The 26,603-nt window shown below is 66.0% G+C and carries 28 protein-coding genes and 2 tRNA genes; 19 read left to right on the top strand and 11 right to left on the bottom strand.

Going from position 1 to position 26,603, the window contains the following annotated elements; genetic code table 11:
- Positions 1 to 155 precede the first annotated feature (155 nt).
- From ZRA01_RS20955 to ZRA01_RS06155, 4 genes are all read left to right on the top strand, one after another.
- Positions 156 to 500, top strand: a complete 345-nt coding sequence (locus ZRA01_RS20955) for a helix-turn-helix domain-containing protein (protein WP_246093292.1) — start codon at positions 156 to 158, stop codon at positions 498 to 500.
- A 12-nt stretch (positions 501 to 512) separates the two neighbouring features.
- Positions 513 to 1,178 carry an IS630 family transposase gene (locus tag ZRA01_RS20950; RefSeq protein WP_281279844.1) on the top strand — a complete coding sequence of 222 codons (666 nt, stop codon included), beginning with the start codon at positions 513 to 515 and terminating at the stop codon, positions 1,176 to 1,178.
- A 337-nt stretch (positions 1,179 to 1,515) separates the two neighbouring features.
- Positions 1,516 to 2,364 carry a substrate-binding periplasmic protein gene (locus tag ZRA01_RS06160; RefSeq protein WP_141350305.1) on the top strand — a complete coding sequence of 283 codons (849 nt, stop codon included), beginning with the start codon at positions 1,516 to 1,518 and terminating at the stop codon, positions 2,362 to 2,364.
- A gap of 28 nt (positions 2,365 to 2,392) precedes the next feature.
- Positions 2,393 to 4,030, top strand: coding sequence for a pyrroloquinoline quinone-dependent dehydrogenase (locus tag ZRA01_RS06155; protein ID WP_141350303.1), 1,638 nt, complete (start codon positions 2,393 to 2,395; stop codon positions 4,028 to 4,030).
- A 24-nt stretch (positions 4,031 to 4,054) separates the two neighbouring features.
- Here the strand turns inward: ZRA01_RS06155 and ZRA01_RS06150 are convergent, their stop codons facing one another.
- The 5 genes from ZRA01_RS06150 to ZRA01_RS06130 form a co-directional block, all read right to left on the bottom strand.
- The gene (locus ZRA01_RS06150) at positions 4,055 to 4,684 is read right to left on the bottom strand and encodes a response regulator (RefSeq protein ID WP_141350301.1); all 630 of its coding nucleotides are present in this window, start codon (positions 4,682 to 4,684) and stop codon (positions 4,055 to 4,057) included.
- Positions 4,681 to 6,081, bottom strand: coding sequence for a sensor histidine kinase (locus tag ZRA01_RS06145; protein WP_141350299.1), 1,401 nt, complete (start codon positions 6,079 to 6,081; stop codon positions 4,681 to 4,683). Before ZRA01_RS06145 ends, ZRA01_RS06150 begins: the two co-directional genes overlap by 4 nt.
- Before the next feature lie 295 nt (positions 6,082 to 6,376).
- Complete coding sequence (locus ZRA01_RS06140) at positions 6,377 to 6,793, bottom strand: type II toxin-antitoxin system VapC family toxin (protein WP_141350298.1); 417 nt, start codon at positions 6,791 to 6,793, stop codon at positions 6,377 to 6,379.
- On the bottom strand, positions 6,793 to 7,050 hold the full coding sequence (locus tag ZRA01_RS06135; protein WP_141350296.1) for a type II toxin-antitoxin system Phd/YefM family antitoxin: 258 nt from the start codon (positions 7,048 to 7,050) through the stop codon (positions 6,793 to 6,795). Before ZRA01_RS06135 ends, ZRA01_RS06140 begins: the two co-directional genes overlap by 1 nt.
- Before the next feature lie 83 nt (positions 7,051 to 7,133).
- A complete protein-coding gene (locus ZRA01_RS06130) occupies positions 7,134 to 7,349 on the bottom strand; it encodes a helix-turn-helix domain-containing protein (RefSeq protein WP_141350294.1) in 216 nt (71 codons plus the stop codon).
- Positions 7,350 to 7,408: 59 nt separating this feature from the next.
- Here ZRA01_RS06130 and ZRA01_RS06125 point away from each other — a divergent pair, with 59 nt between their 5' ends.
- Positions 7,409 to 7,669, top strand: coding sequence for a M48 metallopeptidase family protein (locus ZRA01_RS06125; RefSeq protein WP_246093294.1), 261 nt, complete (start codon positions 7,409 to 7,411; stop codon positions 7,667 to 7,669).
- A 564-nt stretch (positions 7,670 to 8,233) separates the two neighbouring features.
- On the opposite strand, the gene ZRA01_RS06120 is transcribed toward ZRA01_RS06125, so the two are convergent.
- The 3 genes from ZRA01_RS06120 to ZRA01_RS06110 form a co-directional block, all read right to left on the bottom strand.
- Positions 8,234 to 8,309: transfer RNA gene (locus tag ZRA01_RS06120), tRNA-Asn, on the bottom strand.
- Positions 8,310 to 8,363: 54 nt separating this feature from the next.
- A tRNA-Asn gene (locus ZRA01_RS06115) sits at positions 8,364 to 8,439 on the bottom strand.
- A gap of 99 nt (positions 8,440 to 8,538) precedes the next feature.
- Entirely contained in the window at positions 8,539 to 9,747 is a 1,209-nt protein-coding gene (locus ZRA01_RS06110) for an amino acid aminotransferase (RefSeq protein ID WP_141350292.1), read from the bottom strand.
- Between the two features lie 124 nt (positions 9,748 to 9,871).
- Here ZRA01_RS06110 and uvrB point away from each other — a divergent pair, with 124 nt between their 5' ends.
- Both uvrB and ZRA01_RS06100 read left to right on the top strand, forming a co-directional pair.
- Positions 9,872 to 11,950, top strand: a complete 2,079-nt coding sequence (gene uvrB / locus ZRA01_RS06105) for an excinuclease ABC subunit UvrB (protein WP_141350291.1) — start codon at positions 9,872 to 9,874, stop codon at positions 11,948 to 11,950.
- Positions 11,951 to 12,028: 78 nt separating this feature from the next.
- Entirely contained in the window at positions 12,029 to 12,523 is a 495-nt protein-coding gene (locus ZRA01_RS06100) for a low molecular weight protein-tyrosine-phosphatase (RefSeq protein WP_141350320.1), read from the top strand.
- Positions 12,524 to 12,771: 248 nt separating this feature from the next.
- On the opposite strand, the gene ZRA01_RS06095 is transcribed toward ZRA01_RS06100, so the two are convergent.
- Positions 12,772 to 15,696, bottom strand: a complete 2,925-nt coding sequence (locus ZRA01_RS06095) for an Rne/Rng family ribonuclease (RefSeq protein ID WP_141350289.1) — start codon at positions 15,694 to 15,696, stop codon at positions 12,772 to 12,774.
- Between the two features lie 577 nt (positions 15,697 to 16,273).
- On the opposite strand from ZRA01_RS06095, the gene ZRA01_RS06090 reads away from it, so the two are divergent.
- The 4 genes from ZRA01_RS06090 to ZRA01_RS06075 are packed head-to-tail and all read left to right on the top strand — an operon-like array spanning position 16,274 to position 19,145.
- Positions 16,274 to 17,230: an RluA family pseudouridine synthase gene (locus ZRA01_RS06090; RefSeq protein ID WP_141350287.1), complete on the top strand. Its 957-nt coding sequence runs from the start codon at positions 16,274 to 16,276 to the stop codon at positions 17,228 to 17,230.
- Positions 17,223 to 17,879 carry an HAD-IA family hydrolase gene (locus tag ZRA01_RS06085; protein WP_141350285.1) on the top strand — a complete coding sequence of 219 codons (657 nt, stop codon included), beginning with the start codon at positions 17,223 to 17,225 and terminating at the stop codon, positions 17,877 to 17,879. The genes ZRA01_RS06090 and ZRA01_RS06085 overlap by 8 nt, the downstream gene beginning before the upstream one ends.
- The gene (locus tag ZRA01_RS06080) at positions 17,876 to 18,211 is read left to right on the top strand and encodes a Rieske (2Fe-2S) protein (RefSeq protein ID WP_141350283.1); all 336 of its coding nucleotides are present in this window, start codon (positions 17,876 to 17,878) and stop codon (positions 18,209 to 18,211) included. The genes ZRA01_RS06085 and ZRA01_RS06080 overlap by 4 nt, the downstream gene beginning before the upstream one ends.
- Positions 18,204 to 19,145: a S49 family peptidase gene (locus ZRA01_RS06075; RefSeq protein WP_141350281.1), complete on the top strand. Its 942-nt coding sequence runs from the start codon at positions 18,204 to 18,206 to the stop codon at positions 19,143 to 19,145. Before ZRA01_RS06080 ends, ZRA01_RS06075 begins: the two co-directional genes overlap by 8 nt.
- Positions 19,146 to 19,166: 21 nt before the next feature.
- Here ZRA01_RS06075 and ZRA01_RS06070 read toward each other — a convergent pair whose 3' ends face one another.
- Positions 19,167 to 19,880: an SAM-dependent methyltransferase gene (locus ZRA01_RS06070; RefSeq protein WP_141350279.1), complete on the bottom strand. Its 714-nt coding sequence runs from the start codon at positions 19,878 to 19,880 to the stop codon at positions 19,167 to 19,169.
- A complete protein-coding gene (locus ZRA01_RS06065) occupies positions 19,880 to 20,455 on the bottom strand; it encodes a Maf family protein (RefSeq protein ID WP_141350278.1) in 576 nt (191 codons plus the stop codon). Before ZRA01_RS06065 ends, ZRA01_RS06070 begins: the two co-directional genes overlap by 1 nt.
- Positions 20,456 to 20,562: 107 nt before the next feature.
- On the opposite strand from ZRA01_RS06065, the gene ZRA01_RS06060 reads away from it, so the two are divergent.
- The 8 genes from ZRA01_RS06060 (at position 20,563) to fabF (ending at position 26,595) form a co-directional block, all read left to right on the top strand.
- On the top strand, positions 20,563 to 21,039 hold the full coding sequence (locus ZRA01_RS06060; RefSeq protein WP_170182911.1) for a YceD family protein: 477 nt from the start codon (positions 20,563 to 20,565) through the stop codon (positions 21,037 to 21,039).
- Between the two features lie 21 nt (positions 21,040 to 21,060).
- Positions 21,061 to 21,240 (top strand): 50S ribosomal protein L32, encoded by a 180-nt coding sequence (rpmF, locus tag ZRA01_RS06055; protein WP_079435603.1) that lies wholly within the window; start codon positions 21,061 to 21,063, stop codon positions 21,238 to 21,240.
- A gap of 78 nt (positions 21,241 to 21,318) precedes the next feature.
- Positions 21,319 to 22,335: a phosphate acyltransferase PlsX gene (gene plsX / locus ZRA01_RS06050; RefSeq protein ID WP_141350274.1), complete on the top strand. Its 1,017-nt coding sequence runs from the start codon at positions 21,319 to 21,321 to the stop codon at positions 22,333 to 22,335.
- Positions 22,332 to 23,297 (top strand): beta-ketoacyl-ACP synthase III, encoded by a 966-nt coding sequence (locus ZRA01_RS06045; protein WP_141350272.1) that lies wholly within the window; start codon positions 22,332 to 22,334, stop codon positions 23,295 to 23,297. The genes plsX and ZRA01_RS06045 overlap by 4 nt, the downstream gene beginning before the upstream one ends.
- A 35-nt stretch (positions 23,298 to 23,332) precedes the next feature.
- On the top strand, positions 23,333 to 24,268 hold the full coding sequence (gene fabD, locus ZRA01_RS06040; protein WP_141350270.1) for an ACP S-malonyltransferase: 936 nt from the start codon (positions 23,333 to 23,335) through the stop codon (positions 24,266 to 24,268).
- A complete protein-coding gene (fabG, locus tag ZRA01_RS06035; RefSeq protein WP_141350269.1) occupies positions 24,265 to 25,014 on the top strand; it encodes a 3-oxoacyl-ACP reductase FabG in 750 nt (249 codons plus the stop codon). Before fabD ends, fabG begins: the two co-directional genes overlap by 4 nt.
- An 87-nt stretch (positions 25,015 to 25,101) precedes the next feature.
- The gene (acpP, locus tag ZRA01_RS06030) at positions 25,102 to 25,341 is read left to right on the top strand and encodes an acyl carrier protein (RefSeq protein ID WP_141350267.1); all 240 of its coding nucleotides are present in this window, start codon (positions 25,102 to 25,104) and stop codon (positions 25,339 to 25,341) included.
- Between the two features lie 18 nt (positions 25,342 to 25,359).
- A complete protein-coding gene (gene fabF, locus ZRA01_RS06025) occupies positions 25,360 to 26,595 on the top strand; it encodes a beta-ketoacyl-ACP synthase II (protein ID WP_141350265.1) in 1,236 nt (411 codons plus the stop codon).
- The last annotated feature ends 8 nt before the right edge of the window (positions 26,596 to 26,603 follow it).

Genomic DNA, 26,603 nt, shown 5'->3' with positions numbered 1-26,603 from the left:
CCGAGGGAGGCGGTTAGTAGTTCGTAGATGTGGCCGCGCTTGAAGGTGGTGCCAGTTTGGGATTCGAGATACTGCTGTGCGTCGAACGCGAGTGACTTGATCGTCATGATTATTAACCCGGCCCTTAAATACGCCCCCAATGCTATGATCAACGCATGAACAAGATCGACGCGCGCAAACTTGGTGCCGAGGGCCGGGAGACACTCCGGAAGAGGGTGATTCGCCTGCGCACGCAGTCCGGCATGAAGGCGGCTGAGTTGGCTGCGGTTGCCGGCGTGCACGTCCGGACGGTGAAGGGCTGGCTGAGAAAAGCCCGTGCGGCAGGCGCCGGCGCTTTGGTGGAGAAGACCCGCGGGCGCCAGCCCGGCATGTGCCGGAAGATGACGATGGCGCAGGAGGTATGGATTCGCCAACGCATCGTCAGTGCGCTGCCGACGCAGATGTCGCTGCCCTTTGCCCTGTGGACGCGGCGGGTGATTCAGGCGTTGATCAAGGCCTAGTTCCGCGTCGAGCTGTCCGACCGGCTGGTGGGGAAATACCTCGCCCGCTGGGGCTACACCGCGCAGCGCCCGGTCAAGCGCGCGCTCGAGCAGCGCCCCGAACTGATCCAGACCTGGCTGCGGGAGACCGATCCCGCGATTGCCGCTCGCGCCAAGGCCGAGGGGGCCGCGATCTACTGGGCCGACGAGACGGCGGTCAAGGAAGATGCCCACTGGATCCGCGGCTTTGCACCCGCCGGGCGCACCCCGGTGCTGGAGATGCCGGCTCGCTGGGGCAAGCTGTCGATGATCTCGGCCATCACCAACCGCGGTGAGATCAGCTTCCAGATCGTCGAAGGCACGATCAATGCCGAGCGCTTCATCGAATTTCTGGCGCACCTTCTTCAGGATGCAATGACCAAGATCTTCCTGATCGTCGACAACCTGCGGGTTCATCACGCCAAAATTGTCCGCGAGTGGGCGGAGCCCCTCAAGGACAAGATCGGACTGTTCTACCTGCCGCCCTACGCCCCTGAATCCAACCCTGACGAGTACCTGAACCACGACTTCAAGACGTCCCTGCGCCTGGAGCCTGCCAGCGACAACGACAGCGACCTGATGCAGAAGGCGATGCGGATCATGAAACGCATCGCTCAGATCCCTGGGCTCCGGCACCCTCTGGCCGCCTATGCTGCATAGACAGGCTATTTAAGGGCCGTGTTAATAGCCTGCGCATGGGGGGCATCGATGGTCTTGCGCGCAGGCAGGGCCTTCCCCATCGGATGGCCTGCCGCGCCCTCCGATTCTATCCAGCCACCCTGGACACGACAAAGGATTAGCCGCTGCCTGCCGTCGGGATGGGGACTGCAGGCAGCGCCCACAATCGGCGGCTTTCCGTCCTCGGGCAATTTGCCCGCCGTGCCCGGCGAAATTGCCCGAGCCCTGTCCGGGCATGCTGCGCGTCGCAGCCGGCGCCTAGAATCCAGGCGTACGACAGACACGACCGCCAACCCGTGCGCGCCTTCGGAGACCGCCCATGAAACGCTTCCCCCGCCGCCAGCTTCTGCTGGGGCTTGCCGCCCTGTTGCTCACCAGTCATCTGCCGGCCCACGCCGACGAGCAGATGGACGCCATCCACAAGCGTGGCCGGCTGAAGGTGGCCGTTTACAACGACTTCCCGCCGTATTCCGACGCCGGCAAGGGGATCGACGTGGAGCTCGGCCGGGCCCTGGCCGCCCGGCTGGGGCTGCAGGCCGAGATCATCGGCTTCATGGCCGGTGAGGACATGGGCGACGACCTGCGCAACATGGTCTGGAAGGGCCACTACCTGCGTGGCGATCCGGCCGACGTGATGCTCCGGGTGCCGGTGGACCCGCTTTTTGCCAAGGAGCACGCCCAGGCCCGCATCTTCGGCGCCTACCAGCAGGAGGTGATGGGCATGGCGCGGGTCGCCAGCCGCATTCCGTCGCCCAATGGCTCGGCCGCGGTGGCGCTGGAGGTGTTCACCCGCGAGAAGATCGGTGTCGAGGGCGACACCCTGGCGGACGCCTTCCTGGGCAGCGTGCTGCAGGGCCGGCTGCGCTCCAACGTCAGCCACTTCCGCTCGATCGGCGAGGCGGTGGCGGCGCTGAAGGATGAACGCGTGGCCGCCGTGATGGCGCCCCTCTCCGAGCTCGAGGGCGCCCTGGCGGGCGAGACACGCTTTGCGGTGGAGGAGGCCCGGCTCGGCGAACTCAACCCCAGGCGCTGGGCCATCGGCATGGCCGTGAAGGCCGATTCCGGTGACCTCGCCACAGCCCTCACCGACGCCTTGGCCGCGCTGCAGAAGGATGGCACCGTGGCTGCGATCTTCAAGCGCCACGGCGTGACCCTCCGCAGCAACTGAACCTGCCCTTCGATACCCGGACCGACCTATGCGCACCCCCATCCGACTGCTTCCCGCCCTCCTTAGCTTGGCGCTCGCGCCGGCGTTCGCCGCCGACATCGACTGGCCGACCTACGGGCTGGACCTCAGCAACCAACGTTACGCCACGCCCAGCCAGATCAACACCGGCAACGTGGGCAAACTCACCCGCGCGTGGGCCTACCAGAGCGGCGTGAAGGCCACCTTCCAGAGCACGCCGATCATGGTCGATCGCACCGTGTACCTGTCGCTGCCCTTCAACGGCGTGGTGGCGCTCGATGCCGTCACCGGCAAGCAGCTGTGGCGCTACGAACATCCGCGCAAGAAGGACTACCCCCTGTGCTGCGGGCCGGCCAACCGGGGTGTGGCGGTGGCCGACGGCAAGGTCTTCATCGGCACCGTGGATGCTCGGCTGGTGACGCTCGACGCAAAGACCGGCAAGGTGCTGTGGGACGTGGAGGTGGCCGACGCCGACAGCGCCCGGCAGGAATCCGTTTCCACCCTCACCGAGTCCGACCCCCTGCGCAAGGCCACCATCGCCGGGCAATCTGGCGTCGGCATCGCGATGGCGCCGGTGGTGCACAAGGGCAAGGTGCTGATCGGGGTGACCGGTGTGGGCTATGGCCTGCATCTGGACTCCGACCGGGACGGCGCGCCGCTGGGCGCGGTGGTGGGCTTTGCCGGCAACTACGGCCGGCCGGGTTTTCTGGCGGCCTTCGACGTGGCCACCGGCAAGCGCGTGTGGCAGTTCGACACCATTGCCCCAAGCCACTGGGAAGGCGAGTTCCGCCGCAGCACGCCCGACGGCGTGCCGCTCAATCGGGACATCGAGAAGGAGCGCGCCGACCTGCCCAAGTATCCCGATGCTGCCCGCTACGGCGGCGGCTCGGCGTGGTCCACACCGGCCATCGATACCGAAAACGGCCTGCTCTACTTCGGCACCGGCAACCCGTCGCCCCAGATGGACGGCACCTCGCGGCCGGGCGACAACCTGTACACGGTGTCGCTGGTGTGCCTGGATGTGGCGACCGGCAAGATCCGCTGGCACTACCAGCAGGTGCCCCATGACCAATGGGGCTACGACGTGGCGAGCCCAGCGGTGCTGTTCGACTACCCCCACCAGGGCAAGCTGGTGCCGGCGGTGGGCCAGGCGGCCAAGATCGGCTGGTACTACATCCACAACCGCCTCACCGGCGAGCTGCTGAAGAAATCCGACGAGTTCGTGGAGCACCACAACACCTTCACCAAGCCCACGCCGGAAGGCCAGGTGATTCTGCCCGGCGTGCTGGGCGGCATCAACTGGTCGCCCACCTCGGTGGATGCGAAAAAGCTGGTGGCCTACGTGCCGGCGATCCACTGGCCGGTGAAGTACACCAAGAAAGTGATCCCCGCGACCAGCGCCAAGCCGGCGGTGCTCGCCACCGCGGGCAATCTCGTCTTCATGGGCGAGGGCAGCGGCCGCTTCAACGCCTACGACGCCGCCACCGGCCAGACTCTGTGGAGCGACCAGCTGGAGGCGGGCGTCAATGCGCCGCCCGTCACCTGGCAGATCGACGGCGTGCAGTACGTGGGCGTGGCCGCCGGCGGCAACCAGATCTTCGGCTACAAGGCCGGCGACACTTTCCAGGTCTATCGGCTGGGCAACTGACCTGGTGAGGCCCGGTCGCGGGCTTCAGCCGATCAGCTTGAGCTTCATGGCCAGCCGGGCAAGTTCCATGTCGCTGCGCACCCCCAGCTTGGCCTTGATCTGGTAATGCGCGTTCTGCACCGTCTTCGGGCTGAGGTTGAGGAGCTTGCCGATCTCCTCGGCGCCCAGCCCGTCGAGGAGCAGGCGCAGGATCTCGAACTCCCTGGGGTTCAGCTCATCGGCCGGATTGCTGCTGCCTTCGAGCAGGGTCAGCGCCATCTCGGGGGCGATGTCGGGGCTTAGCACCTTTTCGCGGCGGGCCACCTTGTACACGGCCTGGATCAGCACGTCCGGGCTGCTGCTCTTGGTCACGTAACCCAGCGCCCCGGCGCGCACCGCCTGGGCCGCGAAGAGCGGGTCGCGGTGCATGCTGAAGGCCAGGATGCAGGCCTCGGGCTGGCGCTGGAGGATGCGTCGGGTGAGCTCGATGCCCCCCATGCCGGGCAGCGAGAGGTCGAGGATGGTGAGGTCGGGCTGGCCTGCGCGCAGGATTTGCAGCGCCTCCTCGGCGGAGCCGGCCTCGGCCTCGACGCGCAGGTCGGCGCGGCGCTCGAGCAGGCGGCGGTAGCCTTCGCGGACCACCGCGTGGTCATCGACGAGCAGGATGCGGATCACGGGGCCTCCTTGGTGGTGGCGTCTTCGGCGTCGGCGAGGGGTAGCTGCACGCTCACCAGCGTGCCGCGGCCAGGCGCCGGGGCGATGTGCAGGGTGCCGCCCAGTGCGAGCACCCGCTCCTCCATCCCCAGCCGTCCGAAGCCGCCGGGCTTGTCGGCGTCCTGCCCGCTGCGGACGCCCTGGCCATCGTCGCGGATCTCGAGGATCAGCCCGGCGGGCGCTCGCCGCAGGCTCACCTCCACCTGGTTGGGCTGCCCATGGCGGACGGCGTTGGTGAGGCTCTCCTGGATGATCCGATAAAGGCTCACATTGATGTTGTCCGGCAGCGCGTCGAGCCCCTCGTCGGCCGCGAGGGTGAAGCGGGTCTCGCGGCTGCGCTGGTTCCAGCCGACGATCAGCTGCCGGAGGCTCGGCAGCAGCCCGAACTCCTCGAGCCCGATGGGGCGCAGCCGGTGGAGGATCTGCTGCAGGGTTTCCATCATGTGCTCGATGGTCCGGACGATGGAGTCCGCACAGGGCCGCAGGGTCGGCACGCCCTCGTCGGCCAGCTCTCGCGCGAAGGCCGCCTCGGCGTTGAGGGAGGCCAGATACTGGCCGAACTCGTCGTGCAGCTCCCGGGCCAGGTGCTGGCGCTCCTCCTCGCGCACCGACAGCAGCCGGTGGGCGAGGCGCTGCTGGCTGTGGATGGTGCGGGCCAGGCGGTCGGCCAGGTGGTTGAAGCCTTCGGCGATGCGGTTGAGCTCGATGAGCGCAAAGCTGGGCATGCGGGCTTCCAGGTCTCCCTGCTCCATCCGGCTGAGGGTGCCCAGGATCGCCTCCGACGGCGCCAGGGCGTTGCGCACCGGCCGATACACGAAGAAGCTGAGGAACAGGATCATCACGCTCACCGCCACCAGGTTGCCCAGCTTAAGGGCCAGCTCCAGCAGCTCGCGCCCGTAGTTGGGGGTGACCACCAGCTGCCCGCCGGTGATGCCGGGGTATTGCCCGATGCTGCCGCGAAACTCCGCATCGCCGCCGACGACCCGGCGCATGAAGGCCTCCACCGGCGCCGGCAGCTCGACGGCCTCGGCAAAGCACTGGCGGTGGGTGGCGTGGGTGTGGAAATCGCTCATCTCCATGCAGAAATCGATCACCTGACCCATCGCCTTGAGGGCCGTGAGGTCGAGGTTGAGTTCGGCGAGCGTCGCGTCGTAGGCGGAGTAGTTGCGGTTGATCTCTTCGGTGATGAGCTGCCGGATCGCCACCCCCGTGCGCTGGATGTCGCTGCGCACTCGGTAGCGCGCCTCCAGCAGCGTCACCACCGCCCCCAGCAGCAGCACGATCAGCGCAAACAGGCTGACCCGCACGAGGAGCTGGCGCTTGAGGTCGAGGGGGCGCAGAAGGGGGGCGGGAGGCATGGCGATGGCGATGGGCGTCGATCAACCCACAGGATGCCGCAAAACCGCCGGGGAATTTGCCCGACGTGTGCGGCGGGCCGGTGTCGGTGCGGCGACGCGCGCCCAAGCATGTCTGCCGGCCTGTGCCGACGACCTTGTGACACCGTTGGCAACCAGAGATGAACCAGATGCGGTGCCGATCAGTGAAAGGGGACCGGAAACGGCCGCTCCTGATCCTGCATGCGGATGGGGATGCGCCAGCGTTTAACCTCCTCCTGCATGGCCCGCCGGGGAGCTCATTGATCCGGGGCTGGTATCACCCCCACGGGTTCAGCAATCTGACGCCCGTTGCTTCGAAATCACCGACGTTTCGCGTGACCACAGTCAGATCACGCACCAAAGCGGTCGCCGCGATGAGCGCATCCCGCTCCGCCCGCGGATCAGGTACGTGCAGCCGGGCACAGCGTCGGGCCACGGCAGCATCCACCGGCAGGATGCGATCCGCGAAGGCGGGAAGGACGTGCTTGTCGAGCCAACTACGGAGAACGACGCCTTGGGCGGCATCGCGGCGTTCGACGAGCAGGACTCCCATCTCAAGCTCCAGCACGGAGATGGCGGAGAGAAAGAGTTCAGAGGCCGGTAATCCTGCCGCCCAGGCAGTAACCCTTGCATCTGCTTTGCCCGACTTCGCCTTCCGAAGCTCGGAGACGACGTTTGTATCGAGCAGATACATCAGGCGAGATCTGCCGGACGGAAGATGGAAGCGCCGACACGTGCCGGCTCAAAGTCGATATCCCCCGCGTCGGGCTGAGCCAGCAGATCGACAATGCTGGGTTCCTTGGCCAGCAGCTTGCGGTAGGCCTCGACGGATAGCAGTACGTGGGAGGGGCGCCCGCGATCGGTGATGAAGACGGCGCCTTCGAGCGCTGCCCTTTTGGCGCGCCCGACATCGTGGTTGAACTCCCGGCTCGAAAGGATTGTGTTCGGCACGCTCATCTCCTCCGTGTAGGTATGTTGCTACATTGTACTTTGTCCTCGGCAGGTCGCGATAGTTGCATCGGATCTTGTGGTGCTCACACTTCAGCCGCTCGTGGCTTTCCGTCGGCCAATGCGTGGAGCTCGATCTTCAGCGCCTGGATGAGTTTCAGGATCGTCGAGAACTTCGGTTTGGCATCACCAAAGTTACGCAGCGGCGTCGGGAGTGAAAGGCAGAACATGGCGACGCGGAGGATATCAATCACCGCGTTTTGTACGGCGATTGGCTTGGCGGTGCGGTGAAAGCAGATCATGATCACCGCATGAATTACGGTGATTGTCTTTGTATGCGGCAGGCCGATGATTGGCCGCAGTGGCGTTACGACCTCACTGCGTTGGCTCGCCCGCTTGCCGAAGTACGCCTGGGTCTGGCTACATCCGACTCAACACCGACTTGGCCAAGAAGCCGCCCGAGTGCCTCGAGTACATCCTGGTGCATGAGCGGGTGCACCTGATCGAGCCAACCCACAACGAGCGGTTTGCAGCACTGATGGACTTGTACCCACCGCATTGGCAGCACTTGCGGAAACAGCTCAACAGCCTGCCTGTGCGGTACGAGGCCTGGGAGTATTGAGCCCACGCCCTTCGGCCACCCTGTTGGAACGTGGACGTTCGCTCCGGCAAGCCGCGCTTGCCGCGGCTTGAGAACAGTCCGCCCGGAGCTGGGGCCTTGATCCAGCTCCGGGCTCACGAGGGCTTGGGTCTGCCAAGGTGATTTGGATGTCGAGTGTTGAGCGGAGGGTGGTGTCAATTGACGTACTACATAGACCCCCTTGTCGAAATTGACACCAAGGGCGATCCGCCGCTAGGAATCCACCGGAGGGCCGGTCCTTGCCGGTCTCGAGGTGGGGACTGCGTTGAAGAGGCTGTGTTTCCCGGTGCCGTGTGACGGCGAGACCGTGGCAGTGGGCGGGGGCATGTGGCCGGACGTATGACAGTTGTGCAGCAAGGGCTGCGGAGCCAGGCGGGTGGCGTGACGGGCGGCGGGTGGCGTCCTCTCGACGCATCGGACAGGGACGGCCGAGCCACCGCGCCTTGATGGGCGATCCCGCCCCCTGCATCGTTGGGCACGGACCAGAGATCGACCAGACAACAAAAAAGCCAACCCTCTCGGATTGGCTTTTTTGCTTGCTTGTCTTGGCTCCTCGACCTGGGCTCGAACCAGGGACCTACGGATTAACAGTCCGGCGCTCTACCGACTGAGCTATCGAGGATCTGACGGGTTGGTCATGTGTTGTCGTTTGAAAACACATCACCGCAAATTGTTCTGGCTCCTCGGCCTGGGCTCGAACCAGGGACCTACGGATTAACAGTCCGGCGCTCTACCGACTGAGCTATCGAGGAACAGAGGCGCGCAGTATAGTTAGTGAGATTGAGGGCGTCAACCCCTTTTTGCTATCTGCGCGCGTTTGCCCCCGAATTACCGGGGGTGGGTGAAGCGGCTTAGCCCTTGACGACGGCAGCGATGGCGTCGGCGACGTAGTCGAGGTTCTTGGTGTTCAGCGCGGCCAGGCAGATGCGGCCGGTGCCGACGGCGTAGATGCCGAACTCGTCTTTCATGCGCTCGACCTGGGCGGCGGTGAGGCCGGTGTACGAGAACATGCCGCGCTGCTTGATGACGAAGGAGAAGTCCTGGTCGATGTTGCGCGAGGCCAGCTTGTCGACGAGGCCGGTGCGCATGGCGCGGATGCGGTCACGCATGCCGGCGAGTTCGGCTTCCCATTCGGCGCGCAGGGTCGGGGTGGACAGCACCGCCGACACGATGGCGCCGCCGTGGATCGGCGGGTTGGAGTAGTTGGTGCGGATCACGCGCTTCAGTTGCGACAGCACGCGGGCGGATTCGTCCTTGGTCTGGGTGACGATGGACAGCGCGCCGACGCGCTCGCCGTACAGCGAGAAGCTCTTGGAGAAGGAGCTCGACACGAAGAACGACAGGCCGGAGGCGGCGAACAGGTTGACCGCCACGGCGTCGGGCTCGATGCCGTCGGCGAAGCCCTGGTAGGCCATGTCGAGGAAGGGGATCAGGCCGCGGCTGGCGCAGGCCTTGACCACTTCGGCCCACTGGGCTTCGGTGAGGTCGGCACCGGTGGGGTTGTGGCAGCAGGCGTGCAGCACGATCACCGAGCCGGCCGGCAGAGTGTTGAGCTTGGCGATCATGGCCTCGGCGTTGGCGCCGCGGGTGGCCGGGTCGTAGTAGGGGTAGGTGTCGACCGGGAAGCCGGCGGCTTCGAACAGGGCGCGGTGGTTCTCCCAGCTCGGGTCGGAGATGTAAACGGTGGCGCCCGGGACGATGCGCTTGATCAGGTCGCCGCCGATGCGGAGGGCGCCGGTGCCGCCGAGGGCCTGGGCGGTGACGACGCGGCCGTCACGGATGATGGCGCTGTCGGCGCCGAAAAGCAGGTTCTGCACGGCGCTGTTGTAGGCGACCGGGCCTTCGATGGGTTGGTAGCCACGCGGCGGGGCGGCTTCGAGGCGGGTTTTTTCGGCGCTGCGGACAGCGCCGAGAAGGGGGATCTTGCCGTTGTCGTCGAAGTACACGCCAACGCCGAGGTTGACCTTGGTGCTGCGGCTATCCGCGTTGAAGGCTTCATTCAGGCCAAGAATCGGATCGCGGGGGGCCATTTCCACCGCAGCAAAGATCGAAGAGCTCATGGATTCTCCATAGGGGGCGAAGGGTGCGGTGCGCAGGAGTGCGGCCGCTGGGTGATAATGCGGAGTTGCCTGCCCCGGGAACCGAGGCGGGCAGCGCCGATTGACTCAAGACGAAAATATTATCATGGCCGATCAATCAGGTAGCGGGCGCGTGGCGGTTTTCGAGGGGAGCCCGTTCCGGCTCCATCAGCCTTTTCCGCCCGGCGGCGACCAGCCGGAGGCGATCCGCCAGCTCGTCGAGGGCATCGACGACGGCTTGATGTTCCAGACCCTGCTGGGCGTCACCGGCTCGGGCAAGACCTACACGATGGCCAATGTCATCGCCCGCTGCGGCCGTCCGGCCCTGGTGCTGGCCCACAACAAGACGCTGGCGGCCCAGCTGTATTCCGAGTTCCGCGAGTTCTTCCCCGAGAACGCGGTGGAGTATTTCGTGAGTTACTACGACTACTACCAGCCCGAGGCCTACGTGCCGTCGCGCGATCTCTTCATCGAGAAGGATTCGGCGATCAACGAGCACATCGAGCAGATGCGCCTGTCGGCCACCAAAAGCCTGATGGAGCGGCGCGATGTGGTGATCGTGGCCTCGGTGTCGTGCATCTACGGTATCGGTGATCCGGCCGATTACCACGCGATGGTGCTGCATCTGCGCGAGGGCGAGCGTGTCGCCCACCGCGACCTGGTGCAGCGCCTGGTGGCGATGCAGTACGACCGGGCCGACATCGACTTCCGGCGCGGCACCTTCCGGGTGCGGGGTGACGTGATCGACGTCTTCCCGGCCGAGAGCGCCGAGCACGCGCTGCGCATCGAGATGTTCGACGACGAGATCGAGCACCTCACGCTGTTCGACCCGCTCACCGGCCACCTCAAGCAGAAGATTGTGCGCTTCACGGTGTTCCCGTCGAGCCATTACGTGACGCCGCGGGCGACGGTGCTGAAGGCGATCGAGGGGATCAAGGAAGAGCTCCGGGATCGCATCGAGGTCTTCCAGAAGGCCGGCAAGCTCGTCGAGGCCCAGCGCATCGAGCAGCGCACCCGCTTCGACCTCGAGATGCTGGGCGAGCTGGGCTTCTGCAAGGGCATCGAGAACTACTCGCGCCACATGTCGGGGCGCAACCCGGGCGATGCGCCGCCGACCCTGATCGATTACCTCCCCAAGGACGGCCTGATGTTCATCGACGAGTCCCACGTGTCGATCGGCCAGGTGGGGGCGATGTACAAGGGCGACCGGGCGCGCAAGGAGAACCTGGTCGAGTACGGCTTCCGCCTGCCCTCGGCGATGGATAACCGGCCGCTCAAGTTCGAGGAGTTCGAGCGCCTGCTGCCCCAGACGGTGTTCGTGTCGGCCACGCCGGCGGCCTACGAGAAGGAGCACCAGGGCCAGGTGGTGGAGCAGGTGGTGCGGCCCACCGGGCTGGTCGACCCGATCATCGTGGTCAAGCCCGCGTCCACCCAGGTGGACGACCTGCTGGGCGAGATCAAGCAGCGCCTCGACGCCCACGAGCGCATCCTCGTCACGGTGCTCACCAAGCGGATGGCCGAGGATCTCACCGAGTACCTGGCCGAGAACGGCATCCGGGTGCGCTACCTGCACTCCGACATCGACACCGTGGAGCGGGTCGAGATCATCCGCGACCTGCGCCTCGGCGAGTTCGACGTGCTGGTGGGCATCAACCTGCTGCGGGAGGGCCTCGACATCCCCGAGGTGTCGCTGGTGGCGATCCTCGATGCGGACAAGGAGGGCTTCCTGCGCTCCGAGCGCTCGCTGATCCAGACCATCGGCCGGGCGGCCCGCCACCTCCACGGCACCGCCATCCTGTACGCCGACCGGATCACTGATTCGATGAAGGCCGCCATCGGCGAAACCGAGAGGCGCCGAGCCCGGCAGCTGGCCTTCAATGCGGCCAACGGCATTACGCCGAAGTCCGTGACAAAACGCATCAAGGACATCATCGACGGTGTCTATGATGCTTCGGTGGAGAATGCCGAAGGGGCGGCCGCCGAGCCCGGCGCCAATTATGCCTCGCTCGACGAGAAGGCCCTGGCGAAGACCATCCGCCAGCTCGAAAAGGAAATGCAGGAGCACGCCCGCAATCTGGAGTTCGAGAAAGCCGCCGCCGCGCGGGACAAGCTGTTCCGCCTGCGCCAGCAGGCCTTCGGAGCCGACGCCCACGACGTGCCCACCCAACCCGATGCACGAGATTGAAGAAAGCTGTCCAAATTGGTGCTAACCCTTGTACGTTCGGCCCGTCGCCTGCTTAAATTGAAGGCAGGAGGGACACCGATAATGAAAATACTGTTTGTGTGCACCGGTAACATCTGCCGGTCGCCGACCGCAGAGGGCGTGGCGCGCCGCTGGCTCGCCATGGAGGGCCTGGATGGGCAGGTTGCCGTCGATTCGGCGGGTATTCAAGGCCATCACGTGGGCGAAGCGCCCGACCCGCGCAGCCAGACGGCGGCGTTGCGGCGCGGCTACGACATTTCAAGGCTTCGGGCGCGCAAGGTGCAGCCGAAGGATTTTGCCGACTTCGACCTGCTGCTGGCGATGGACCGGGATCATTTCCACTACCTGCGCGACAGGGCGCCGGAGGGCTGCCGGCACAAGGTACGCATGTTCCTGAGCTTTGCCGCCCGGGCGACCCGTGACGACGTGCCCGACCCCTACTACGGCGGGGGCAAGGGTTTCGACGTGGTGCTCGATTTGTGCGAGGACGCGGTGCAGGGCATGATCGAGGAGATCCGGCCGGAGGTCGAGCGGCGCAAAAGATCGGCGGTCTGACCCGCGCTGGCGTCACCGCGCGGGGATCTCGGCCCTCGTGGCGTAGACGCCTGTCTGCCTTGGCGCTGTATGCGCCGCCGGTCGATATCTTCGTACTCCGGGCTTGGCCGGCGGCGGACGCCGCATGTGTGCGCTGGAGGTGTCTCGAGTCGTAACGAGCCGCTTGCGACGATCCAGCACATGGCGGTGACAGAATCAAAAAAAGGCCAGCCCTCACGGGCTGGCCTTTTTGCTGCTGGGTAGCAGGTTTACTTCTGGCCGGTTTCCACCTGGACCAGCGGCTCATCCACGACCGTTACCGCGGCACGGCGGCGGCGGGGCTGGACGGGCTCGGCCGGTGCGGCGGGCTGGACAGCCTGGATCGCGCCGGGGCGGGTCTCGATCAGCACGAGGCCGCTTTCACCCAGGGTAGCCGACAGGTCGACCGGAGCGGCTTCCGCCACGGGGGTCGGGGCTTCGGCTGCAGCCGGGGCGGCTTCGACCACCACCGGGGCGGGTTCGGCGGCGACCGTCTCGACTGCTTCGGCAGCAAGCAGCAGCGGGGCCGTTTCGACAGCCACGGGCTCAGCCTGAGCGGGTGCCTCGTCTGCCACGACCTGTTCCGCCGGGGCGGCGCTGGTTTCGACGGCGCTGTTACGGGCGGCTTCCACGGCCTGCTCGATGAGGTCGGGCTTGACCGCCGTTTCGACGGCTTCGGCGATCGGCGCTGCAGCGGGAGCTGCGGCTTCAGGCTCGGTCGCGAGGGGCTCGGCGGCGGCGACTTGCTCGACGGCCGGGGCTTCGGGGGCCGGGCTCGCTGCCACAACTTCGGCAGCCGGGGCGGCTTCGACCGGTGCGGGTGCTTCAGCCGGAGCGACTTCGGCGGCCTGGCTGGCCTGTTCGCCCATCTCGAGTTCAGCCTGAGCGCCGGTTTCGCCGGTGTTGCCTTCCTCGTTGCGGCGACCACCGCGACGGCCGCGGCGGCTGCGGCGGCTGCGCTCGCCGGCTTCGCCTTCGGCGGCCGGGCCTGCCGGGGCTTCATCGGCAGCCACGGCGGTGACGACGGCCGTGGTGGCGGCGATCGCCGTCAGCTGTTCGGCGCTGGTGGCAACGCCTTCTGCGTCGGCGGGCTTGGCGGCGTTGTTGCGGTTACGACCGCGCTGTTCGCCGCTGCGGCCTTCGCGCTCGCCACGCTCCTGGCGCTCACCGCGTTCCTGGCGCTCGCCGCGCTGGCGCTTTTCGCGCTGCTCGCCGGTGGCTTCGGTGTTGCGGGGTTCGCGGGGCTCACGAGGTTCGCGGTTGTCACGGCCCTCGCTGCGCTCCGGACGATCGGCGCGTTCGGTGCGCTCGCCACGTTCTTCACGCTGGCCGTCGCGGCGGCCGCGGCCACCGTCACGGCGGTTGTTGCTGCGGTCGCTGCGCGGACGGGACTCGCGGCGCGGCGCCTCGGGCTGGGCGACGACCGGTGCCGGCTCGGGCTGCTTCTCGCCACGGAAGAAGGCGAAGATGCGGGCCAGCAGGCCAGGCTGGCTCTCGGGCACGGGCGCCGGCGCCGGGGTGGCCTTGGGCTCGACGATCGGGGCCGGCTGGTCGGGGGTGATGCCCTTGACGGCGGCTTCCTGGCGGGCCGGGCGGTCGGTGTTGGCCGACGGCGGGGTGTAGTCTTCGGTGGCGGGCTTGATGGCCATCCGGTAGCTCGGGATGTTGCTCTCGTCCAGGTTGAGCTGGTCGTGACGCAGACGGATGATCTCGTGCTGGGGCGTCTCGAGGTGCCGGTTGGGGATCAGCACCAGGCCGACCTTGTGGCGCTGTTCGATCTTGGCGATGTCGTCGCGCTTCTCGTTGAGGAGGAAGGTGGCGACATCCACCGGGACCTGGCAGTGCAGGGCGCCGGTGTTGTCCTTCATGGCCTCTTCTTCGAGGATGCGCAGGATGTGCAGCGCGGACGACTCGGTGCTGCGGATGTGGCCGGTGCCGTTGCAGCGCGGGCAGGGGATGTAGCTGGTCTCGGCGAGGGCCGGGCGCAGGCGCTGGCGGGAGAGTTCGAGCAGGCCGAAGCGGCTGATCTTGCCGGTTTGCACGCGGGCGCGGTCGTAGCGCAGGGCGTCGCGCAGGCGGTTCTCGACTTCGCGCTGGTTCTTCTGCGACTCCATGTCGATGAAGTCGATGACGATGAGGCCACCGAGGTCGCGCAGGCGCAGCTGGCGGGCCACTTCGTCGGCGGCTTCGCAGTTGGTCTTGAAGGCGGTTTCCTCGATGTCGGCACCGCGGGTGGCGCGGCCGGAGTTGACGTCGACGGAGACGAGGGCCTCGGTGTGGTCGATCACGATGGCGCCGCCGGAAGGCAGGTTGACCTGGCGCGAGTAGGCCGATTCGATCTGGTGCTCGATCTGGAAGCGGGAGAACAGCGGCACGTCGTCGTGGTAGCGCTTAACGCGGTTCACGTTCTGCGGCATCACGTGGGCCATGAACTGGCGCGCCTGCTCATAGACGTCGTCGGTGTCGATGAGGATCTCGCCGATGTCGGGCTGGAAGTAGTCGCGGATGGCGCGGATGACCAGGCTGCCCTCTTGATAGATCAGGAAGGCGCCTTCCTGGGACTGGGCGGCACCGTCGATCGCGCGCCACAGTTGCAGGAGGTAGTTGAGGTCCCATTGCAGCTCTTCGGCGTTGCGGCCGATGGCGGCGGTGCGGGCGATCAGGCTCATGCCGCCCGGCACTTCGAGCTGGTCCATGACGTCGCGGAGTTCGGCGCGCTCGTCGCCCTCGACACGGCGGGACACACCGCCGCCACGGGGGTTGTTGGGCATCAGCACCAGATAGCGGCCGGCCAGGGAGACGAAGGTGGTGAGGGCGGCGCCCTTGTTGCCGCGCTCGTCCTTCTCGACCTGGACGATCAGCTCCTGGCCTTCGCGCAGGGCTTCCTTGATGGTGGCGCGGCTGGCCTCGACACCGGGCTGGAAGTACGCGCGGGAGATTTCCTTGAAGGGCAGGAAGCCGTGGCGCTCGGCGCCGTAGTCAACGAACGCAGCCTCGAGGCTGGGCTCGATGCGCGTGATGACGGCTTTGTAGATGTTGCTCTTACGTTGTTCCTTGGCGGCCGACTCAATGTCGAGATCGATCAGTTTCTGACCGTCGACAATGGCAACGCGGAGTTCCTCGGCCTGCGTCGCATTGAAGAGCATGCGCTTCATTCGTCTTTTTCTCCCGCGCGGCACACGGGCAGGACGAAGCGCGCCACCCGCTTAACTGCGGTGACTTAGTTTGGCGTTGTCGCGACTGTCCTTCATCGGGGGAATCAAACTAAAACGGGTGGCGGGTTTCGTCTATGGCACCCTGAACCGCGATGGTCGCTGAGGGGCTGCGAAGGGCTGGCTGCGTCGCCTGGTCTCGCGGGGCAGGGATGGCCGCACATCTGGTACGGAACGATCCCCTCGCGACCTCGGGCCTGCTTGCCTGGAGTCTTCGCGGCCCCCGGTTTCAGGGCCGTCAATCTGCGTGTGCGCTAGTGCGCAATTGGTACAAGTTTAGTGTCGAATACAGTACCATCGCCCTCTTTTTGTCTGGCGACGGACCTTCCTGTGGTTCTTCGGGAGCGGGTTACACGCTGGATGGGCTGGATGTGGCGCCGGGTGCGGCCCAGACTTTGGGGCCTCAGCGTTGAGTCGCTCTGGCGCGGCGCTGCCGGGTGTTGAATCTCAGAACAACACCGGATGAGGCGTGCGCGACGCAGCAAAACCGAAAAACCGCTAAACAGTATATTTCAAAAAGATGGCCTTGAGTAAAGCTCCCTCCGTTGCCCATGTTCGCGTGGATGAAGGAAGTGCCGGTCAGCGGATCGACAATTTCCTGGTGCGCGTCTGCAAGGGCGTGCCGAAGAGCCACATCTACCGCATCCTGCGTAGCGGCGAGGTGCGCGTGAACAGCAAGCGCGTGGCCCAGACCTACCGCCTCCAGGAGGGCGACGAGCTGCGCATTCCGCCGATCCGCCTGGCCGAGAAGGCCGACGTGCCGCCGGTGCCGGTGGGCAAGCCCTTCGACATCGTCTTCGAGGACGACGCGCTGCTGGTGCTCGACAAGCCGGCCGGGCTGGCCGTGCATGGCGGCAGCGGGGTGAGCTTCGGGGTGATCGAGCAGTTGCGCCGGCAGCGCCCGGAGGCCAAGTTTCTCGAGCTGGTCCATCGCCTCGACCGGGAGACGTCGGGCCTGCTCATCGTGGCCAAGAAGCGCAGCGCGCTCACGGTGCTCCACGACATGATGCGCGAAGGCCGGGTACACAAGCGCTACCTGACCCTGGTGGCGGGGCGCTGGCTCAACCTGCAGCAGCACATCAAGCTGGCCCTGCACAAATATCTCACCGAAGGCGGCGAGCGCCGCGTGAGTGTGAGCCCGGAAGGCAAGCCGGCCCACAGCATCGTGCGGCTGGTGAAGCGCTGGCAGAGCTGCAGCCTGGTCGAGGTGGAACTCAAGACCGGGCGCACCCATCAGATTCGCGTGCACCTCAGCCACTCGGGTTTCCCGCTTTTCGGCGACGACAAATACGGCGACTTCGCCCTCAACAAGCAGCTCGAAAAGGCCGGGCTGAAGCGCATGTTCCTGCACGCGGCGAAGCTCGGCTTCCGGCATCCGCTGACCGACCAGGAGATCGAGCTCGCCTCGCCGCTGCCGGCGGAGCTGGAGGCTTTTGTGGTGAGCGTCGAACAGAACGAGGAGAGGGAATATGGCTAAGCGTTTCGAGCTGATCGTTTTCGATTGGGACGGCACCCTGCTGGATTCCGCCGCGGCTATCGTGCGGGCGATCCAGGCTGCGAGCGCCGACCTGGGCTTGCCGGTGCCGCCGGATGCGCGGGCCCGGCACGTGATTGGCCTGGGGCTTCACGATGCACTGAGCCACGCCGTGCCCGAACTCGCGGCGGTGGATTATCCGAAGATGGTCGAGCGCTATCGTCACCACTTCCTGGCCACCGACCATGAGCTGACGCTTTTTGAGGGCACAGTCGACCTGATCGCCTCGCTCCACGCCGCCGGCCACCTGCTGGCGGTGGCGACGGGCAAGAGCCGCCAGGGTCTGGATCGGGCGCTGGGATTCTCCGGGTTGGGGCCGTATTTTCATGCCACCCGCTGCGCCGACGAGTGCTTCTCGAAGCCTCATCCGGCGATGCTCCACGAGCTGATGGACGAGTTGGGCGTGGCGGCCGATGATTGCCTGATGATCGGCGACACCACCCACGACCTCCTGATGGCCCGCAACGCCGGCGTGGCGGGGCTCGCGGTGAGCTTTGGTGCCCATCCGGTCGAGCAGTTGCTGGCCGAGGCGCCGCTGGCCTGTGTGCATACGCCGGCCGAGCTGCGGGGCTGGCTTGAGGCCAACGCATGATCTGCGCTTCCGGCGCTTTGCAGGACGGCGGCGACGGAGTGCGCTTCACCGTGCGCCGTGGGGAGGTCGATCTCCCGGCCTTTGTGGTGCGCCACGGGGGCGCGGTGCACGCATACATCAACCGCTGCGCCCATGTTCCCATCGAGCTGGACTGGCTGCCCGGGCGATTTTTCGACTCTTCCCGCCATTTTTTGATCTGCGCCACCCATGGCGCGATGTATGCGCCAGATAGCGGCTATTGTGTGCAGGGGCCGTGCCGGGGCGCCCGGCTGGAGCCGGTAGCGGTCATCGAACGGGATGGCGGCGTTTTCTTGAAGGACGACAATGACTGACGGCAGGGAAGAGGGCTGGGAGCGTCGGGTGCTCGAGAGGCTGGCGCTGGAAATGCTCGCCGAGCAGCGGCGCCGCCGCCGCTGGAGCGTGTTCTTCAGGTTGGTGACGCTGGCCTTTGTAGCGGCGGCGCTGTGGGTCTTGGGTGGCTTCGGCGAGGTCGAGCCGCTTGACGGCGCGCGGCATACGGCGCTGGTGAGCCTGGAGGGCGAGATCGCCGCGAAGGGCGAGGTCAGCGCCGATCACGTGGTGGCGTCCTTGCAGGCGGCTTTTGCCGATTCGGGCACCCAGGGCGTGGTGCTGCGCATCAACAGCCCGGGTGGCAGCCCGGTGCAGGCGGGCATCATCAGCGACGAGATCCTGCGCCTCCGGGCGCTGCACCCCGACGTGCCGGTGTTCGCGGTGGTGGAGGATATCTGCGCATCGGGCGGGTATTACGTGGCGGCGGTGGCCGACCGCATTTTCGTGGACAAGGCCAGCATCGTGGGCTCCATCGGGGTGCTGATGGACGGCTTCGGCTTTGCCGGGCTGATGGAGCGGCTGGGCATCGAGCGCCGTCTTCTTACCGCCGGCGACAACAAGGGCTTCCTCGACCCATTCTCGCCCCAGCAGCCCAAGCAGCTGGCGCACGCGAAGCTGATGCTCCAGGAGATCCACACCCAGTTCGTCGACACCGTACGTAAGGGGCGCGGCGAGCGGCTGAAGGAGACGCCGGAGATGTTCTCGGGGCTGATGTGGTCGGGCGCGAAGAGCGTCGAGATGGGCCTGGCCGATGGTTTCGGGACGGTGGACTCGGTGGCCCGGGACGTGATCAAGGCCGAGAACATCCGCGATTACACCCAGAAGCGGAACCTGGCTGAGCGTTTCGCCCAGCGTTTTGGGGCCGACATGGCGGAGCGCGCGGTGAGTGCGCTCACGCGCAGCACGCTGCGCTGAGCCGGTTCGCCGGGCGGGTCGTCAGCCCGCCAGCAGCAGGAACACCGTTGGCCGTTTCGACAGCTCGGGGGCGGCGGTTTTCTTCCAGTCGGCGATCCGCCGGGTGGCGATCCATTCGTCCGCTGTGGTCAGGTCGCGGGCCACGCACAGCCGGGTCTCGGGGCCGCAGGTGCTCTTGAGGGCATCGAACATGCGGTCGTTGCGGTAGGGCGTCTCGATGAACAGCTGGGTCCGAGAATGGCGGGCCGATTCGGCTTCGAGTTCGCGGATGCGGCGCTTGCGGGCTTCTTCGTCGACCGGCAGGTAGCCGTGGAAGGCGAAGCTCTGGCCGTTGAGCCCGGAGGCCATCAGGCCCAGCAGCAGGGACGACGGGCCGACCAGCGGAACCACCTTCACGCCCTTTTCGTGGGCGTGGCGGACGAGCAGGGCGCCCGGATCGGCCACCGCCGGGCAGCCAGCCTCGGACATCAGCCCGGCATCCTGGCCGGCGAGGAGCGGCGCGAGCAGGGCGTCGAGGTCGGCGCTGCCAGGCTTTTCGGGGAGTTCGCGGATGTCCAGGTCGCGCAGCTGCGCCGGGTGTTCGAGGCGCTTCAGCTCGGCTCGGGCGGTTTTTGCGTTCTCGACGACAAAATAAGTAAGGCCGCACGCCCGCGCGGCGACGTCGGCGGGGGTTGTCAGGCCGGTGCTGGCGGGGCCCAGGCTGACGGGGATGAGGTAGAGGCTGCCGGTGCTCATCAGGGCAGCGCGATGCCTTCGTTGCGCAGCATGCGGGCCAGCGCGATCAACGGGAGGCCGACCAGGGCGTTGGGGTCGTCACCGGCAAGGGCGTCGAGCAGGGTGATTCCGAGCCCTTCGGATTTGGCGCTGCCGGCGCAGTCGAGGGGAAGCTCCCTGTTTACATAGCGCACGATCTCGTCGTCGGTGAGGCTGCGAAAGCGCACCTCGGTGGGCACCGCGTCGAGCTGCACTCGGCCGCTGCGGGTGCTGAGCACGGCCAGCGCCGTGTGGAAGACCACCGTGCGGCCGCTCATCGACTGGAGCTGCGCGACGGCGCGCTCGACGGTGCCGGGCTTGCCGAAGCGGGTGTCGCCCATGTGGGCCACCTGGTCGCTGCCGATGATCAGTGCGTCCTCGAACTGCCCCGCCACGGCGCGGGCCTTTTCGACGGCCAGGCGCTCGGCGGTGGCCTGGGGCGTCTCGCCGGGCAGCGGGGATTCGTCGATGTCCGGGCGGGCGACTTCGAAGGGCAGGCCAAAGCGCTGCAGGAGCTCACGGCGGTAGGCCGAGGTGGAGGCGAGGACGAGTTTCATCGGGAGCGGACGCAGCCTGCCGAAAAGCAGCAAAAGTAGCGTCGAAGGGTTTTGACAGGGGGAGCCGAAAATAATATCATGCCGCGCTTATGTCGCAAGAAAGCTTCGTGATCGACCTGCGGGCGCTGGCCAGAGACGGACGTCTCGTACAAGGCGAAGTGCCGGTGACAAGGCTCGGCCGTCTGGCCGGGTCGGTGCTGGAACCGTCCGGAACGGTGGTGTTTTCGTTTCAGGGTGAGCGTGACGACGAGGGCAAGCTCTACGTCGATGTGCACATCCAGGTGGGTCTGGCGCTGGAATGTCAGCGCTGTCTCGGGGCCCTGGAGTGGCCTTGCGATGTGCAGAATCGTCTGCTGCTTCTTCGTTCCGGCGACCCGTTGCCGGAGGATGAACTGGAGAACGATGCGGTCGATGCCCTCGAGGTGGAGCCGCTGACCGATCTGCTCGCGCTGGTGGAAGATGAGGTGCTGCTTGCCTTGCCGCTGGTGCCGCGTCACGATGATTGCGAGCCGCCGGTCAAGACCGGCGTAGATGAAGAGACATCGCCCTTCGCCGTACTGCGCCAGTTGCGCGGCAAGGTTTAAGTATTCCTCAAGGAGTTTTTCATGGCTGTCCAACAGAACAAGAAGTCCCCCTCCAAGCGCGGTATGCACCGTTCGCACGATTTCCTGGTTGCCCCCCCGCTGGCCGTCGAGCCGACCACCGGCGAAGTGCACCTGCGTCACCACGTGTCGCCCTCCGGCGTCTACCGTGGCAAGAAGGTTGCCAAGGCCAAGGGCGAGTAATCCTCCCGGCCGGGAAGCGGCGCGACACCCCCGGGGTGATCGCGCCGTTTTTACTAATATCTCCTATGTTCTCGCCGAATGACTGTCACGCTCGCCATTGATTGCATGGGGGGCGATCACGGCCCTTCGGTGACCGTTCCGGCCGCCCTCGATTTTCTGCGCGCCGATCGCGATGCCCGCATCGTGCTGGTCGGTCGCCCGGAAGCCATCGAACCGCACCTGGGGACTGCGCTCGCCACATTCGGCGAGCGTCTGCGCATCCAGCGAGCCTCCGAAGTCGTTGCGATGGACGAGCCGCCTGCGCTCGCCATGCGTAACAAGAAGGACTCGTCGATGCGCGTGGCGGTCAACCTCGTCAAGGAGGGGGAGGCCCAGGCCGCCGTGTCCGCCGGCAACACCGGCGCATTGATGGCGATCTCCCGCTTCGTCCTGAAGACTCTCCCCGGCATCGACCGCCCGGCCATCTGCAGCACCCTGCCGTCGATGCGCGGCCAGACCCACATGCTCGATCTCGGTGCCAACGTGGATTGCTCTCCCGAGCATCTGCTGCAGTTCGGCATCATGGGCGCGATGCTGGTGGCGGCGGTCGAGCACAACGAGCGGCCCAGTGTCGGCCTGCTCAATATCGGCGAAGAGGACATCAAGGGCAATGAGATCGTCAAGCAGGCCGGCGAACTGCTCCGCAAAAGCGGCCTCAATTTCTACGGCAACGTCGAGGGTGATGACATCTACAAGGGTACGGTGGATGTGGTCGTCTGCGACGGCTTCGTCGGCAACGTGGCGCTGAAGACCTCCGAAGGCCTGGCCCAGATGGTGGCGACCTTCCTGCGCGAGCAGTTTTCGCGCAACCTGTTCACCAAACTTGCGGCGCTCTTCGCGATGTCGGCCCTCAAGGGCTTCAAGCGGCGCGTGGATTCCCGGCGCTACAATGGCGCGGCCCTGCTGGGGTTGCGCGGAGTCGTCGTCAAGAGCCACGGCTCGGCAGATGTCTTTGCATTTGAACAGGCGATCTGGCGTGCGGCCGAAGCGGCACGCAACCGCCTGATCGATCGTATCAGCGAACGCATGATGGAACGTGAGAGGTCCGAGGCATGATTCACGCTCGTGTGGCCGGGACGGGGAGCTTTCTGCCCGGCAATCCGGTGACCAACAATGATCTGGTGGCGCGGGGCATCGACACCTCGGACGAATGGGTCGTCGAGCGTACCGGCATCCACCAGCGCCACCTGGCGGCGCCGGAGGTCACCTCCAGTGAGCTGGCCTATGAGGCGAGCCTGCGGGCCATCGCTGCGGCGGGCATCGAGCCCTCCGACATCGACCTGATCATCGTCGCCACGTCGACCCCCGACTACATCTTTCCGAGCACCGCGGCGCTGCTCCAGGCGCGCCTGGGCATCACCAACGGTGGCGCCGCCTTCGACCTGCAGGCCGTGTGCACGGGCTTCGCCTATGCGCTGGCCACGGCCGAAAAGTTCATCCGCTCCGGCAGTCACAAGCGTGCGCTGGTGGTCGGGGCCGAGGTCTTCTCGCGCATCCTCGACTGGAACGATCGTGGCACCTGCGTGCTCTTCGGCGATGGTGCTGGCGCGGTGGTGCTCGAGGCCAGTGACAAGCCGGGCATCCTCGCCACGGCGCTGCATGCGGATGGCAGTCACAACCCCATTTTGTCGGTGCCGGGCCAGATCAATCGTGGCGAGGTGGTCGGTGACCCCTTCTTGCGAATGGACGGCCAGGCGGTCTTCAAGTTTGCGGTCAAGGTGCTCGTCGACGTGGCCCGCGAGGTGATGGCTGAGGCCGGTGTCGGCATCGGCGATGTTGACTGGTTGATTCCCCATCAGGCCAACATCCGCATCATCCAGGCCACCGGCAAACGCCTCGGCGTGCCGGTCGAGAAGGTGATCGCCACGGTGGGACAGCATGGCAACACTTCGGCGGCCTCGATTCCGCTGGCTCTCGATCTGGCCGTCCGCGACGGACGGATTCAGCGGGGGCACAGGATTCTCCTCGAAGGTGTCGGCGGCGGCTTCACCTGGGGCGCAGCGCTGCTCGAGTTCTGATCAATCCAGTCATGGCCATTTAAGGGTAGGTGACGATGAATTTCGCTTTTGTGTTTCCGGGGCAGGGCTCCCAGTCCGTCGGCATGATGGCTGCTTATGGTGAGTCGATGGTGATCCGCCAGGCCTTTGCCGAGGCCTCCGAGGCCCTCGGTGAGGATCTCTGGCAGATGGTTGCCGACGGCCCTGCCGAAGTGCTGGCCCAGACGGTGAATACCCAGCCGCTGATGCTGACCGCCGGGGTTGCCATCTATCGCGAGTGGATCGCCCGCGGTGGTGCGCTGCCGTCCCTCGTCGCAGGCCACAGCCTCGGCGAGTATTCGGCGCTGGTGGTTGCCGGTGCGCTGGACTTTCAGGAGGCCGTCAAGCTGGTTCGCCTGCGCGCCCAGGCCATGCAGGAGGCCGTGCCCCAGGGTGAAGGGGCGATGGCGGCGCTGCTCGGCCTCGACGAGGCGGCTGCCGTCGACGCCTGCGCCGAAGCCGCCCAGGGCGAGGTCGTCTCGGCGGCCAACCTGAACTCTCCCGGCCAGATCGTCATCGCCGGTGCCCGCGCTGCGGTCGAGCGCGCGATGGCTGCGGCCAAGGCGCGTGGCGCAAAGCGTGCGGTGCTGCTGCCAGTGAGCGCTCCCTTCCATTGCGCGCTGATGAAGCCGGCTGCCGAGCGTCTGCAGCAGCGTCTGGCCGACATCGAAGTGCGTGTGCCGGCGATACCGGTGCTCAACAATGTGGACGTGGCGGTCGAGACCGACCCGGTGCGCATCAAGGATGCCCTCGTGCGCCAGGCTTATTCGCCGGTCCGCTGGATCGAGACGGTGCAGGAAATCGCCCGCGGTGGTGCGACTCACGTGTTCGAGTGTGGCCCGGGCAAGGTGCTGGCTGGCATGACCAAGCGTATCGAAGGCAGCCTGCAGGGGGCGGCGATCGCCGACGCGGCGAGCCTCGATGAAGTTCTGAAGACGACGGGGGCGGCATGAGCCAGGTTCTGCAGGGGCAAGTGGCGCTGGTCACCGGTGCGTCCCGGGGTATCGGGCGGGCCATCGCCCTCGAGTTGGGGCGCCTCGGTGCCACCGTGGTGGGTACCGCAACATCTGAGGGCGGTGCTGCCGACATCCAGGCCGGCCTCGAGGCGGCGGGCATTGCGGGGCGGGGTCTGGCTCTCGACGTCACCAATGCGGTGGCCTGCGAGGCGGCTCTCTGCGATATCGAGAAAAGTCTCGGTGTTGTAACGATCCTCGTCAATAATGCAGGCATCACCCGCGATAATCTCGCGATGCGGATGAAGGACGCCGAGTGGGATGCCGTCCTGGATACCAACCTCAAGTCAGTGTTCCGCATGTCGAAGCTGGTGATGCGCGGCATGATGAAGGCGCGTACCGGTCGCATCATCAACATCACCTCCGTGGTGGGGAGCTCCGGCAACCCCGGGCAGGCCAACTATGCGGCGGCCAAGGCCGGTGTGGCCGGCATGAGCCGGGCGCTGGCCCAGGAGCTCGGCAGCCGTAACATCACGGTCAATTGCGTTGCGCCGGGTTTCATCGACACGGACATGACCAAGGAACTGCCTGATGCGCAGCGTGAGGCGCTGCAGGGCAAGATCGCGCTCGGCCGTCTCGGCAAGCCGGAAGAGATCGCAGCGGTAGTGGGCTTCCTCGCCACCCCCGCGGCCGCCTACGTGACAGGTGCGACCCTGCATGTCAATGGCGGCATGTACATGGCGTAAATCTCGTCCTACTGGCGAGGGTGCGCGTTTTTGGTAGAATGCGGGGGTTTTGAATTCACCCCGCTCAATCAGCGAAGGAGTTGCTACATGGAAAATATCGAACAGCGCGTCAAGAAAATCGTTGCCGAACAACTCGGTGTCAACGAAGCCGAAATCAAGAACGAGTCGTCCTTCGTGGATGACCTGGGCGCCGACTCCCTCGACACCGTCGAACTGGTGATGGCCCTCGAAGAAGAGTTCGAGTGCGAAATCCCCGATGAAGAGGCCGAGAAGATCACCAGCGTTCAGCAAGCGATCGACTACGTCACCGCTCACCTCAAGAAGTAAGACTCCCGGAGCCCTGCCTTGACCCGTCGCAGAGTCGTCGTAACCGGCCTTGGCGCTATTTCGCCGGTCGGCAATACCGTGGCCGAAGCCTGGGATGCCATTACCAATGGCCGTTCCGGGATCGGCGAGATAACCCGCTTCGATACGTCGTCCTTTCCGGTGAAGATCGCCGGCGAAGTGAGGAATTTCGATGTCGGGGCCTATCTTTCCCCGAAAGAGGCGCGTCGTATGGATAAGTTCATCCATTACGGCCTTGCTGCGGGTGTTCAGGCGTTCCGTGATTCCGGCCTCGAAGTCAATGAGGCCAATGCCCACCGGATCGGTGTCAATATCGGTTCGGGCATCGGCGGCCTGCCGATGATCGAGGACACCCACGACGATTTCCTCGCCGGTGGTGCCCGCAAGATTTCCCCGTTCTTCATTCCCGGCACGATCATCAACATGATCTCCGGAAACCTGTCGATCATGCTCGGCCTCAAGGGGCCGAACATCGCGGTGGTGACGGCCTGTACCACGGGTCTTCACGCGATCGGCATGAGCGCCCGCATGATCGAATACGGCGATGCGGACGTTATGGTTTGCGGTGGGAGTGAATCTTCGGTTACGCCGTTGGCGGTGGGCGGCTTTGCTTCGGCCAAGGCCCTGTCCACCCGCAACGACGACCCGGCAACGGCCAGCCGGCCGTGGGACAAGGGGCGTGACGGTTTCGTCCTCGGTGAGGGGGCTGGCGTGCTGGTCCTCGAAGAGTACGAACACGCGGTCAAGCGGGGGGCCCGGATATACGCCGAGCTTTCCGGTTTTGGCATGAGTGGTGACGCGTACCACATGACCGCCCCGGACACCGACGGGCCGCGTCGCAGCATGGTTGCGGCCATGCAGAGCGCCGGCATCAATCCGGACCAGGTGCATTACCTCAATGCCCACGGCACCTCGACCCCGCTAGGGGACAAGAACGAGACCGAGGCGATCAAGCTTGCATTCGGCGTCGATGTCGCGAAGTCGCTGGTGGTGAACTCCACCAAGTCGATGACCGGTCATCTGCTCGGTGGTGCTGGCGGTTTGGAGTCGGTGTTTACGGTGCTGGCAGTCCATCATCAGGTGTCGCCGCCGACCATCAACATTTTCGAGCAGGATCCCGAGTGTGATCTGGATTACTGCGCCAACGTCGCTCGTCCGATGAAGATCGACTTTGCCATGAAGAACAACTTCGGGTTTGGCGGTACCAACGGCACGCTGGTGTTCAAGAAGTTCTGACGCGTTCG

The organism is Zoogloea ramigera, from assembly GCF_006539865.1.
Taxonomy (GTDB): domain Bacteria; phylum Pseudomonadota; class Gammaproteobacteria; order Burkholderiales; family Rhodocyclaceae; genus Zoogloea; species Zoogloea ramigera.
The sequence above is the reverse complement of the archived record's forward strand: the minus strand, read 5'-3'. Positions and strand labels throughout refer to the sequence as shown.